The following is a 12,343-nucleotide window of genomic DNA, read 5'->3' as shown; positions in this document are numbered from 1 at the left end:
CACGACGAAGGTTTGACAATGGCCACTAAGCTCCAGTGATAACAGGAGCATTCAGAGTTAATTCAGAGAGCTCAGGATTACAACTGACAAAGGTGTAAATTACTTGCCATTGGTTGTGTTTTCGGACGAGGATCGAGGGGAGACGGCTTCAGTTGCGCTATCGGTCCTACGGGGCGCTGCATCTGCGTCTTGCTGTCGAACGAGCATCAAAGAGGCCGTCGCCAAAGCTTCCTTTGGCGACGTGCCCCTCAAATATTCGGTTTTGATCCGCGCTCGTAGCAGGCGCTGAAACGCTTGGTTTGCCAATGCCATCTTCCAACCATCCGATTTGGCCAGAATGCTGGCCTAGAATGGGATGCATGTCGATGACTTTCTATGAGTTCACTTCCGGCGTTTGCCCTGCTTCCCTTCTGAGGCACCGGCCTGGAACTGTTCGAAGGCCATTTTCAGGAGGTATGAGAGAAAGTCGTCGCCCAGCTGTTCGGCATTGAATAACGCGGAACGAAGATGCACCTCGGTCTCTCCACGCAGTTTGTTTTCTTCAGGCAGTTCTGCAACGTTTGCCATCTCGCGTCCCCCGACACACATCAAGCTGCACGAAGGATTTCGGCGGTCACAGAGCGCTCTGGTACCGTTCTACGATAAAGCGGCATGTCAACGCCGAGCTTCGAGCGCATCGTTTCGAGAACGCGCTGCGAAACCTCGAACTCGCCGCAGCAAACTGGCAGCTTCCCGTAGCCATCGGCGCGACCGAGCTCATTCACCTCAACGCCCGCCCGCCGATAGATGCGCTTCATCTGCGGTTCGTAGTTGGAGATCATGGTGTGAATGCCATGTTCCATGGCGCATTCGCAGAGAGCCAGGAACATCAGACTGAACGCCCGACCGGGATCGATATCGGGATGGTCGGCAGCGATCGCTTGCTCGTCGATGCACATCCGGGTGCCCTCCCAGATGCCGGGGGCAACAAGATTTGCCGTATCGGGAAACGTGCGGCGGAAAACATCGTAGAGAAGGGTAGGGCCGGTGGTCGGCATCAGACGCATCATGCCGTAGAGCGTCGTCCGATCGGGACCGCACCAGACGAGATATACGGGCTTCAGGGCATCATACTCATCGCGTTCACAATCGCCGTTGACGGGAACGTCCCAACCCAACTGGTCGGCGAACACCCGCTTGCGGAGCTTGAACATCTTCTCCATGAGGACTGGATACTTGTTGTATTCATGAGCTTGAATGGTAACGAACATCTGTCTCTCCGCAGGTGGTTGGATGGAGAGAAACTGCCCGGCAAAAGGCCATCTGAAAATTCGCACATATGGCTCAACACATATGTACCCGCACATTTGTACGGTGGGCATTCAGGGATTAATCAGCCTGAGCTTGATGGCCACCGCAACGGCCTGAGACATGTTTGCGCAATCCAGTTTGAAGCGGGCGGAGCGCATATAGGTTCGAACGGTATGCTCGGATATTGCCATGATCATGGCAATTTCCTTGTAGTCCTTGCCCTGCGCCGTCCAATAGAGCGTCTCCAACTCGCGCGGGCTCAAGACCGGGGCCGGGTCATCATCTCCGAACTGCTCGAAGATCGCCTTCTTGTGGAGTACGTGTGCCAGTTCGATCCAGTCTTGGCGGAAACGGGTCACGAGTTCGTCCCAGTTCGCTTCATCCGGTTTGGAGTTTAACGAGAGCAATGCTCGTCGGCCGATCTTGTCGAGGATCGGGATTGAGTATCCTGCAGCCCCGAGCCCATGCGACTGAAAATCAATCAGCATGGCGATGGCGTGTTCGCTGGGCTCGATTTCCGACCAGTCGAATGGCAGCGAACGCAGCAAGCCTTCCTTGATCACCGGATCGACATGCACGTAGCCCTTCATCAGATATCGGGCCACCCAGGTCGGAGGATAGGTGGTGCGGACATAGGGGGCATCGATCTGCAGCTGGCCAGCGACGGTCTGGGCCAGATGGTAGGTGACATGCCCCAATCCATAGCCATCGCGAAACTTCTGAACGGCCTGCTCGACATCGGCGGCGTTCTTGATGGACTGGAAGATGCCCTCATAGAGCCGTTCATCATCGTGCTGCTGATCGTGCATGGTTTCGTCCCTCTGGGAGTTTCTTATAGCGAGGGACAATTTATGGATGCAACCCAATTCGTACATATGTGGGAGGGGCGTTCAACGCGCTGGCATGGTACCGTTACTGATGGCCATGACAGCAAACAGAGTAAGCTCAACCGAGACCACAACCCCTGCAAACCTGGAGAGCTTCGTCCGAGCTTTGCAGGTCTATGGCGATCTAGCCGGCTCTGAAGCCATTACGCGTGCCCTTGTTGCAGAGCGCACCGGTGATCGTGCGGGTGCCATCTTCTGGCTCGATGTGTTCTCCGAAGTTGTTCGGGATCAGGCGAAGCAAACGATCTAGGTCACATACCCATAAAATAGTTTTTGATTTGAATGGATTGTGATTCACTGCCTCTGTTGATTTGGAGGCAGAGATGGCCCGCTTTGATTTGACGGATTTCGAATGGTCGGTGATTGAGCCGCTTCTTCCCACGAAGGTTCGTGGTAAGGCGCGGGTTGATGACCGGCGGGTATTGAATGGCATATTCTGGCGGTTGCGGACCGGTGCGCCCTGGGCCGATATTCCAGCTCGATATGGTCCTTATACGACCTGCGTCAATCGCTTCAACCGGTGGCGTCACGCCGGTCACTGGGCTCGCATTCTCAAGGCAATTTCAGAAGCTTACGACGGCGACATTCAAATGATCGACAGCTCATCGATCCGCGTGCATCAACACGCCGCCAATGGTCAAAAAAAGAGGAACGATCCGGTTGCATGGGTCGTTCGCGTGGCGGGCTGACAACCAAAATCCATGCCCTTGTCGATGCCGAAGGGCGTCCAATCATGTTGAAGCTGACAGCAGGCCAAGCGCATGATGGACGCTCGGCGGCGAATATGTTCGACACCGTCAAACCCGGTAACATTCTTCTTGCTGATCGCGCCTATGATAGCGACGCTCTGCGCGACACCCTCAAATCCCGTGGGGCATGGGGATGCATTCGCCCCATGCCCAACCGGGTCAATATTCCCGTCTTCAGCCCTTGGCTTTACAAACAGCGCAATGCGGTGGAGAGGTTCTTCAACAAACTCAAACACTTCCGAGCCGTCGCAACTCGATATGACAAACGCGACGACAATTTCCTCGCATCCGTCCAGCTCGCTTCAATTCGGATTTGGCTCCGTTCTTATGAGTCCGTGACCTAAAGGGCGCGTTCCAAAGCATTGTCTCGACGAACGCGCTTTCTCATCTTTTTGACGAAATGCTCAACCTGACATGACAAACATGGCGCCGGCTAACATGACGAAGATGCAGATGTAAAACGCCACGCGCCAGAGGTTAGCGGGCAGCGGCGTGTAGTCATTGCCGGGTCCAGGCTTCTTATCCCATCCGCTTACCATCGCGTGTTCTCCTCGACTTCTCAAGATCATTGGCCAGACGGTGGTAGACGACCTTGGGCTATAGCGAATGACCTCCCGGCGATCGAGTCTGGGTTCAGATCAGCATGGACAAACTCAGGGGCGCCCACGCTTTATGGCATCGCCAGAATCAAGGCGCAGTCCAAACCGCGCATCCGAACGTTCCAGATCCCCAGATGGCATTCGAATTCCCGGCGACCCAGGACGCATTACCCCACGTGGCTTGTCCCCAGAGCGGCGGTGAGCTGACAGGCGCGATGGCCGCTGCGGAGAGACGGTTCCCATTGGCGTCTAAATCATAAAGGGTGCAATTCCCGTTTGAGTAGTGCGCGGTTCGAAGCCTGCCGTCCAGGTCATAGCCGTAACTCGATGTTCCGGTATCTGCGTGCGCGATATCCGTACCCGCGAAAAGTGCAGGAAAAACAATCAGAAAAATCGACATCTTTCGAGTCATTTCTTTGGTCTCCGCAATGTAGTTGGAAGCTTTGTATCGCATAGCTGGAATGTTTCTTAGCACGATTTTGGAGTTATGTCATTGGATTTTAGGAACTATGAAGTTTTGTATTTCATATTTCGAATATGTCCCAAAATGAATATCGCATAGTTCCCGATTATTAGCATTTAGACAACGGTGGTTTTTGAATAGATTGTGACACTCAAAAAATTCAATTGACAGAAACCCCCGTCAGGACGATTGTGCAACCGGACACGCAATTCACTTTAAATTGCAGCGGAGATCTTGCATGAGATCCTACCTCAACCGCGAATTGATTTCGGCGGCGGCCTTCGTATGCCTGTTTCAACAGCCTGCGATTGCAGCCTGCACCGTTCCCAATCAGCTCATAAACGGGCAGACGGCCAGCGCCACGGCGCTGATGCAGGACTTTAGCGCTGTGGCAGCTTGCGCTGATTCTGCGGCACCCGCAGGTAGCGCCGGCTCGGTTCAATACAAGGCGGCTAACGGATCATTCGGCGCCGCGCCGCTTTCCAGCGGCCAGTTGTTGATTGGAGCAACCAGTGGGTCACCGGTCGCCGCGAGCCTTTCGGCGGGACCAGGTGTGTCGATCACCAGCTCCTCAGGTGCCGTTACCATATCGGCCGTTGCTACTACGGCCGCGAGCGCCGTGGACTGGTTGAATGAAGGAGCGGTCCTTCGTCCGATAGCCTCGACTTTTTCACTCCAGACGTCTTCGATTTCCCCCGCAGGAGCTAGCCTTGCACCGACAGTGCGCGGAATGGTGCTGACGACCAACAGTGCCACGGACGGTGCAGCCCTGATGGCCGAAACAGCGGCACCCTCTGGCGCCTGGCAAGCGACGATGCTGGCCATTTATTCTGGACCGATCGCGACATTCAGTTTTCCGGCGATCGCCGTCCGTGACGCCTCCGCAAACCGTGCCGTAGAATTCGGGATCGAAGGCAACGGGACGGCCTCATATCGCTTCGCCTACATTCGCTCCGCTGGCGGCATCGGACTTGACACTATCCTGTCCGAAACCAATTTGAGCGACATCGGTTTGCCGCCGCCCTCACAACCATTCTGGTCCCGCCTGACCTACGATGGGACAACTTTGTCCTGGTCCTTCTCGCGCGACGGTGAATTCTTTGTCACCGCCTTTTCCATTGCCGCCAGAGACAATCTGACGACGCTCTCGAAGGTTGGACCGGCCGCACTTTTCCGTCAGCCGACCAATGCTTCCTGGTCTTCCGCTTATCACATCCTTTCGTGGTCGGTCACATCTCTCTGACCGTTTCGTTTGCAGCCGAACAACAGGTGGTCTCATGCGCAGGTCTTCCTCCAAAGTGGCCCTACTCGCCGGAGCCTTGCTCCTTTCTGGTGAAGTGCAGCCTTCCCTTGCAGCTTGCTCGGTTCCGAACGCAATTACCAACAACACCGTCACCGACGCTTCCAAACTGATGGGGAACTTCGGAGCCATCGGAGGATGTGTGGACGCCGCATCGCCAGGCGGCGCAACAAACGCAATTCAGTACAACAATGGCAGCGGCGGCTTTGGCGGAACTTCACCACTAACGGATGGCAAGATCGTTATTGGTGCGACGGGCGGCGCCCCTCAAGCATCACAGCTAACTGCGGGCGCCGGGGTCTCGATCGTAAACGGTCCGGGCTCAATTACGGTTTCGACCACTGGAAGCGGAACCGGGGCCGCGGTCGATTGGCTGAACAAGGCCGCAGTCGTCAAACCAACGGCCTCCGCATTTACCATGCGCACCAGCACGACAGCACCAACAGGATCGGCAATTTCTGCCACAGGCCGAGGGATGCTTCTTTCGACAACGGCGTCGCCGTCCGGCAAAAATCTCCTGGCGGAAACCGCGCTACCGAGTGGGCACTGGCAAGCGACGATGTTAGGTGTTTACACTGGTCCGCTGTCAAACTGGACTTCGATTTCTTTCGGTATCCGAGACACCACAAATAATCGAGCTATTACCCTCGGCCTTGGTTCGAATAACGGAAGCTCCACCCGTTTCGACTATGTCAAGTTCAATGGTGGTATCGGCTTAGACAACTATGTCGGCGACACACCCTTAACAGACGTCGGCCTGCCTTACCCGACAGAACCGATCTGGTCGCGACTGACCTATGACGGAACCAATCTCATATGGGCTTTCTCGCAGGATGGCGAGCACTTTACGACCGCGTTTTCTGTCTCCGCGACAGACTATCTGACCAATCTAAACACGATCGGGCCAATCGTTACGATCGGCGCGCCTTCTGCGAACCCGACATGGGGCTCGGGATTTCACATCTTTTCCTGGCAGCTTGTTTCCATCTGATTGAGACTGAGGAGATATACGATGAGACGCGGAAGGTTGATCCTCGCTTCGAGCTTGCTGCTTCTGAGTGCCAATCTTGCATCTGCACAGTGCACTGTACCAAACACAATCGTCGATGGAACGATCATCGACGCGGCCCCGGTGGCAGCGGATTTCAACGCAGTTGCCACCTGTGCGGGCCAACTCGGATCTGCGGGGGCTCAAAATGCTGTGCAAATCACCGGGACGGGCGGAGCTTTCAACGCTGTCGGTCCCTTATCGAGCGGTCAAGTTCTGATCGGTTCGTCTTCCGGCACACCCGTTGCTGCGACACTCTCTGCTGGTCCGGGCATCTCCATCACAAACGGTGCCGGCGCAATCACGATCTCCGCGTCCGGGACGCCTGCCGGCGGGGGAGCTGACTGGCTAAACGGCAATGCGGTCGTTGCGCCGAACGCTAGTGCCTTTACGCTACGCACCGGATCGACCACGCCAACTGGTGCAGCGATCAGTGCGACAACGCGCGGCATGATGCTTGCTGCAACGAGCGCAACATCAAGCTTTACGGCGATGATGGCAGAAGTTCCTCTGCCGTCCGGACCTTGGCAAGCGACGATGCTGAGCCTCTACACGGGGCCGCTTTCGACCTATACCAATACTGGGATCGCCGTTCGCGACAGCGTCAACGCCAGATCGGTTCAGTTTGGTATGGGGGCGATGAGTTCAACCTCATATCGCTTTGACTATCAAACGACCTCGGGAGGAGCAGGCCTCAACTCCTACCAAAACGATACCGCGCTTGTTGATCCCGGCTTGCCGTTGCCCAACGAGCCGATCTGGTCACGTCTAACCTACGACGGGACCAAGCTCACATGGTCATTCTCCCGTGACGGTGAATTCTATGTCACGGGGTTTTCCGTCGCGGCGAACGCGTTCCTGACCAACCTGAACACGATTGGCCCCGTGGTATTTTTTAACCAGACGGCGCGCCCATCCTGGATCCCGACCATGCACATCTTGTCGTGGAAGGTCGTCAGTCTCTGAACTGAACGTACGACATTCAACAAAATCGCGGAGAATGGCAATGAAGTTGGCACTGTCGTCATCTCAGCATCAGGCCGCCTTGATGCGTTCGATACTTGGAACCGTTGTTGTAGCCATGCTCAGCTGCGCTTCCGTATCGGCCCACGCCGACACCATTGCAAATGCCCCAGGCTTCGCAGAGCCTCTCTTTCCGACTAGCAAAACGGCCTCACAGGAAGACCTGAAGCTCGGTTCGATGCTCGTCTCCTATGGAGGTCTCACTTCGAAACAAGGTGAGGAGCAGTTTCTTCGATACGCTGAACAGCATCCAAACTCCGGATGGACCGCAGCCATCTGGGCCAATCTCGGAGCAAAGTACTACCACGAAGGCCATTTCTCGAAGGCGCTGGAGGCTTGGCAAAAATCATGGGCACTCGGCAGAAACGCGACTGATCCGCAAGCGCGTGCTATGATCGACGGGGCTGTTTCCAAACTAGCCGGGCTTTACGCCAATCTGGGCAAGATGGACAAGCTCGCCGAATTACTCACCGACATTGGCGATAGACCGATTTCCGGCTCTGCGACCGAAGAGATTCAAGCAGCCGCAGAGCTCCTGAAACTGTCGAAGGCCGATCCGCGACATCTCTTCATCTGTGGCCCATTGGCATTGAAGGCCCTGGCTCTCGAAGAAGGCGCAAAACTTTCGCAGGTCGACTTTCTCCAGTGGTATCAGGCTGGTCCCAAGGGTACCAATTTCGAAGAATTGAAACGCCTGGCGGAAAAGCTCGATCTTTCGCCTTCAATCGTTCGCCGCAGTCCAGGGCAAGCTGTGCCTGTGCCCTCGATTGTGCACTGGAAGCTCGGGCATTTCGCCGCCATCGTCGGGAAGGCGAACGGCCGATACCATATTGTCGACTCAGTTTTCCCGAACGCAGAGATCTGGGTGACTGAAGACGCTCTGAATGAGGAAGCTTCTGGATATTTCCTGATCACCGGCAAGGATGGCACCGCCAGCGGCTGGCAAAAAGCATCCAGCGACGAGATCGCCAGCCTCTGGGGGAAGGGACCAACGAACCAGCCCAGACCTGGCGATGCTGGCGATCCGCCGGCAAACGGCCCAGACCCAGCAGGTCCTCCTCCAGGTGTTGCCGCTGGAGGTCCTCCTGGCTCTCCGCCCGGAACACCCCCAGGGACGCCACCGAACCAGCCTGAGCCACCTGAGCCGCCAACCCCACCAATGTCAAAAAGGAGGCCCCCGCCCCCCGTACCACCGAGGTGCCCTGCGCCGATGTGTTCTGTTGATATCAAAGAGTCGAGCGTCAGCTTGTATCTGAGCGACACTCCCGTGGGATATGTGCCTCCGATCGGCCCGTCCGCGATGGTGAAGATCAGTTACAACCAGCGCGAGGACAGTCAGCCGCAGAATTTCAGCTTCTTCAACCTCGGTCCCAAATGGACTTTCAATTGGCTGACCTACATCACCGACGATCCAACCAATCCGGGAGCAAGTGTATCGCGCTATCTTCCGGGAGGCGGCGCATTTTACTATGTCGGATTCAATGCCACTTCGCAGACGTTCTCTGCGCAGGATACTGACGGTTCGGTTCTCGTCATGGTGTCGCAATCGCCAGTCGTCTATCAGCGCAAGATGCGCGATGGCAGTACCGAGACGTACAGCCAATCCGATGGAAGCGCGAGTTTCCCGCGCCGCATATTCTTGACCAAGCTTCAGGATCCTCAGGGCAATGCCGTTCAGCTCAACTACGATAACAGTGCGCGCCTGACGTCATTGGTCGACGCGACTGGACGCGCGACGACCTTCTCATACGGCCTCAGTGCACAACCGTTGAACGTCACGAAGATCACGGATCCCTTCGGTCGAAGTGCGAACCTGACCTATGATGCTGCCGGCCGGCTAACCTCCATTACGGATATTATCGGGATCAAGTCGGCTTTCACCTATGATGCCAACTCGCTCGTCAACAGCCTGACGACCCCATACGGGACCACTTCATTCGCCTATACTCCCCCGGGAACCAGTAGCCCTCCTCGTTTTGCACAAATCACCGACCCACTTGGCTTCAAAGAGCGTGAAGAGTGGCTCGACCAGGCCCCCATTCCGGCATCCGATCCATCCTCAACCGTTCCTACGGGGATGCCGTACACCCCGACAAACCAATATCTCAACTACCGCGACAGTTTCCACTGGGACAAGAGCCAGTATATTGCCGCCGGCTGCACCGATAGCGGAGGCTGCGATTACAGTAAGGCGCGCATCCGCCACTTCCTGCACATGACCGGGTCGCAGATTAAGGGCACGACCCTGGAGAGTGAGAAGCAACCGCTCGAGAACCGGGTCTGGTTCCAGTATCCCGGGCAGACCTCGACGATCTATATCGGCACATTCGACTCTCCGATTGCTGTCGGACGTGTGCTCGATGATGGAACGACCCAGCTCACGCAATATACCTATGATGCGACGAGCTTCTTCAATCTGACGAGAATGGTCGATCCCTTAGGCAGGACCACGAGCTTCGGCTACGCCAACGATATCGATCTGGCGGCTGTATCCCAGACAACCGAATACGGTTTCAAAAAGACGCTGGCTCAGTTTGTCTATGACGGCCGTCATCTGCCGTTGTCCTACACGGATGCCTCAGGGCAGAAGACCAGCTACACCTATAATGCCGCGGGTCAAATGACCTCGACAACCGATCCTCTGAACCACCTCACCACGTTCAACTATGCCGCAAACGGCAATCTGCTCTCGGTCACCAATGCCAACAGCCAGACGGCGGCGACCTACACCTATGATGCTGCCAATCGGGTTGCGACATACACGGACTCCGAAGGCTGGACAGTTGCCTATCAATATGACGCCGCCGACCGTCTCACCAAGCAGACCTACCCGGATGGGACGTCTGAAACCTACAGCTACGATCGGTTGGATCTGGCCTCCTACACCGACCGTCTCGGTCGAACGACGACCTATCAATATGACGCCAATCGCCGGCTGGTGAAAACCACCGATCCTTCCGGTCACGTCATTCAATACGGCTACACCCCGACCAACGCGATGTCTTCACTGACGGACGCGAAGGGGAACGTCACCTCCTGGACATATGACCTGCAGAGCCGTCCGATCTCGAAGAAATACGCAGATAATTCGTCCACCACCTATACCTACGAGACGACCACCAGTCGCCTGAAATCCACCACCGATGCGCTGGGGCAGATCCGTCAACTGACCTATGCCCTCGACGATAGTGTGACGAACGTCGCCTATATGAATGCCGTGAACCTCACGCCTTCCGTCTCCTTCACCTGGGATCCATATTTCAAGCGGTTGGCGTCGATGTCTGATGGGACGGGGACGACCCGTTATTCCTACGGTGCACCGTTTCAGCTGGGGGCGCTGCAGCGGACAGGGGAGTGCTTTGTTGCCACCGGCGGCAGCACCTGCGCTCATCAGATCGCCTATGGCTATGATGAGCTGGGACGCGTCTCGTCGCGTTCCGTCTCAGGGGGCGGTGCGGAAACCTTTCAGTACGATGCCATTGGCCGCGTCACCGATCACCAAAGTGATCTCGGGGATTTCACCATCAGCTATCTGGGACAAACGAACCAGATTGCTCTGAGAAAACTGACGGGGTCGGGTGCTACGCTCCAGACGGCGTGGTCTTACCTCCCGAATACGGGCGATCGCAGGCTTGCCGGTATCAACAACACCGGATTGAGTGCAAGCCAGTATTCCAATTTCGCCTTCACGACCAATAGCGAGAACGAGTTCACGGCGATCACGGAAACGATCGATGGTACCGTGGCGACGCCCGCTTCGGCAAACCAGAACGCCAGCTACAACGCCCTCAATCAGCTCACCAGTCTCTCTGGCCAGGCGCAGACCTATGATGCCAACGGCAATCTGCTGAGTGATGGGCAACGCAGCTACGCCTGGGACGCAGAGAACCGGCTCATCGCCATCACCTATCCTTCCCAAAGCGGCAAGGCCACGAACTTTACCTATGATGGCATCGGTCGGCGCACCCGGATCGTCAGCACACCGGCGGGCGGTGGTAGCGCTCAAACGAGAAACTTCGTCTGGTGCGGCGATCGGATCTGCCAGGCACGTGACTCCTCCTATGCGCTGACCCGGCAATATCTCGATGAGGGCGAATATCTATCTGGATCGTCGCCGCAGACCTACTTCTACGGTATCGACCAGTTGGGCTCGGTTCGCCGCGTGTTTGCGAGCGCATCGTCAGCACCCGCCTACGACTACGATCCCTACGGCGTCGCGCTTCAGGCTACAGCTCCTCTCACTGACTTCGGCTATGCGGGAATGTTCGCAAATCCCGAAAGTGGGCTTAATCTCACCTGGTATCGGGCGTATGATCCCGGTGTTGGGCGTTGGATATCGAGGGATCCCGCGGGTGAATTTACCGATGAGGCGCGGAATCGGTACACCTATGTCGAGAACGCTCCTCTGCGTTACGTTGACGAAATCGGAAAGCAGCCTAAGGATAAGTATTATGGATTACCCAAGCCGTTCTGGAAATGGTACCATAAGCAGGTGAAGCAACCTGGAGATCCAGATCTGGAGAAGGAAGAAGCTCACGATTGGCATGACGAGTGGAAGCGTTTGGGTTGCCCGAGGCCAGATTGATGTTAGAAATCGCAACGATAGTTTATATAGTCTGCGGGAAACCTGTTGACGTAGATGAAATTTGTAAATTCATCAATAAGTTACCGTTCCGCTCTTATCAGTCGGGCGAAAAATCTTATAGACACTTCGAAGTCGATCTTATAGATGACGGTTTGGCCTCATCACTTGGAGATTCCATAAGAGATTTTCTAAAACACATAGATATTATTATTTTGACGCATAATATAAGCATATCCTCCTTTTTTGACGTCGCTGTTTATGTGAAAAATACCGGAGGAACCGGTTCTCTAAAAGTAGACGAGAATACGATTTGTGAATTACAGAGATTTAATTCGCACTTAGAGTTTTCTTTTTATCCTGTAGGTGATGAAGAATAATTCTTTTTAAGATATGCATTCT

Annotated in this window: 10 protein-coding genes; 7 read left to right on the top strand and 3 right to left on the bottom strand. The window is 55.5% G+C overall.

Translation table 11 applies throughout. The features are described 5' to 3' along the window. Window positions 1-381: 381 nt before the first annotated feature. From LQK84_RS18920 to LQK84_RS18910, 3 genes are all read right to left on the bottom strand, one after another. The gene (locus tag LQK84_RS18920; protein ID WP_230830293.1) at window positions 382-567 is read right to left on the bottom strand and encodes a hypothetical protein; all 186 of its coding nucleotides are present in this window, start codon (window positions 565-567) and stop codon (window positions 382-384) included. Window positions 568-587: 20 nt separating this feature from the next. Next, window positions 588-1,250 carry an acyl-homoserine-lactone synthase gene (locus LQK84_RS18915; protein ID WP_230830292.1) on the bottom strand — a complete coding sequence of 221 codons (663 nt, stop codon included), beginning with the start codon at window positions 1,248-1,250 and terminating at the stop codon, window positions 588-590. A gap of 111 nt (window positions 1,251-1,361) precedes the next feature. Further along, on the bottom strand, window positions 1,362-2,099 hold the full coding sequence (locus tag LQK84_RS18910; RefSeq protein WP_230830291.1) for a helix-turn-helix transcriptional regulator: 738 nt from the start codon (window positions 2,097-2,099) through the stop codon (window positions 1,362-1,364). Between the two features lie 109 nt (window positions 2,100-2,208). On the opposite strand from LQK84_RS18910, the gene LQK84_RS18905 reads away from it, so the two are divergent. The 7 genes from LQK84_RS18905 (at window position 2,209) to LQK84_RS18865 (ending at window position 12,321) form a co-directional block, all read left to right on the top strand. Then, the gene (locus LQK84_RS18905; protein ID WP_230830290.1) at window positions 2,209-2,427 is read left to right on the top strand and encodes a hypothetical protein; all 219 of its coding nucleotides are present in this window, start codon (window positions 2,209-2,211) and stop codon (window positions 2,425-2,427) included. A 73-nt stretch (window positions 2,428-2,500) separates the two neighbouring features. Beyond that, a protein-coding gene (locus LQK84_RS18900) for an IS5 family transposase (RefSeq protein WP_230830289.1) occupies window positions 2,501-3,270 on the top strand; the annotation gives its coding sequence in 2 pieces (ribosomal slippage) (window positions 2,501-2,812 and window positions 2,815-3,270; 768 coding nt in all). A gap of 956 nt (window positions 3,271-4,226) precedes the next feature. Further along, the gene (locus LQK84_RS18895) at window positions 4,227-5,231 is read left to right on the top strand and encodes a hypothetical protein (RefSeq protein WP_230830288.1); all 1,005 of its coding nucleotides are present in this window, start codon (window positions 4,227-4,229) and stop codon (window positions 5,229-5,231) included. A 34-nt stretch (window positions 5,232-5,265) separates the two neighbouring features. Continuing rightward, a complete protein-coding gene (locus LQK84_RS18890) occupies window positions 5,266-6,279 on the top strand; it encodes a hypothetical protein (protein ID WP_230830287.1) in 1,014 nt (337 codons plus the stop codon). Window positions 6,280-6,300: 21 nt separating this feature from the next. Then, the gene (locus LQK84_RS18885) at window positions 6,301-7,302 is read left to right on the top strand and encodes a hypothetical protein (RefSeq protein WP_230830286.1); all 1,002 of its coding nucleotides are present in this window, start codon (window positions 6,301-6,303) and stop codon (window positions 7,300-7,302) included. A gap of 40 nt (window positions 7,303-7,342) precedes the next feature. Further along, a complete protein-coding gene (locus LQK84_RS18870) occupies window positions 7,343-11,944 on the top strand; it encodes an RHS repeat-associated core domain-containing protein (RefSeq protein WP_269072185.1) in 4,602 nt (1,533 codons plus the stop codon). Continuing rightward, window positions 11,944-12,321 (top strand): hypothetical protein, encoded by a 378-nt coding sequence (locus tag LQK84_RS18865; RefSeq protein WP_230830285.1) that lies wholly within the window; start codon window positions 11,944-11,946, stop codon window positions 12,319-12,321. The genes LQK84_RS18870 and LQK84_RS18865 overlap by 1 nt, the downstream gene beginning before the upstream one ends. Window positions 12,322-12,343: the final 22 nt, after the last annotated feature.

Source organism: Rhizobium sp. C4 (genome assembly GCF_021026315.1).
In the GTDB taxonomy this organism is placed as follows: Bacteria; Pseudomonadota; Alphaproteobacteria; order Rhizobiales; family Rhizobiaceae; genus Ensifer_A.
This window is presented reverse-complemented; position numbering and strand designations above follow the sequence as displayed.

What these genes read in the sequence shown, in the direction of transcription:
- LQK84_RS18910 (WP_230830291.1), bottom strand. Translation starts at nt 2,099, where the DNA reads ATGCACGATCAGCAGCACGATGATGAACGGCTCTATGAGGGCATCTTC.
- LQK84_RS18885 (WP_230830286.1), top strand. Translation starts at nt 6,301, where the DNA reads ATGAGACGCGGAAGGTTGATCCTCGCTTCGAGCTTGCTGCTTCTGAGT.
- LQK84_RS18915 (WP_230830292.1), bottom strand. Translation starts at nt 1,250, where the DNA reads ATGTTCGTTACCATTCAAGCTCATGAATACAACAAGTATCCAGTCCTC.
- LQK84_RS18890 (WP_230830287.1), top strand. Translation starts at nt 5,266, where the DNA reads ATGCGCAGGTCTTCCTCCAAAGTGGCCCTACTCGCCGGAGCCTTGCTC.
- LQK84_RS18895 (WP_230830288.1), top strand. Translation starts at nt 4,227, where the DNA reads ATGAGATCCTACCTCAACCGCGAATTGATTTCGGCGGCGGCCTTCGTA.
- LQK84_RS18920 (WP_230830293.1), bottom strand. Translation starts at nt 567, where the DNA reads ATGGCAAACGTTGCAGAACTGCCTGAAGAAAACAAACTGCGTGGAGAG.
- LQK84_RS18905 (WP_230830290.1), top strand. Translation starts at nt 2,209, where the DNA reads ATGGCCATGACAGCAAACAGAGTAAGCTCAACCGAGACCACAACCCCT.
- LQK84_RS18865 (WP_230830285.1), top strand. Translation starts at nt 11,944, where the DNA reads ATGTTAGAAATCGCAACGATAGTTTATATAGTCTGCGGGAAACCTGTT.
- LQK84_RS18870 (WP_269072185.1), top strand. Translation starts at nt 7,343, where the DNA reads ATGAAGTTGGCACTGTCGTCATCTCAGCATCAGGCCGCCTTGATGCGT.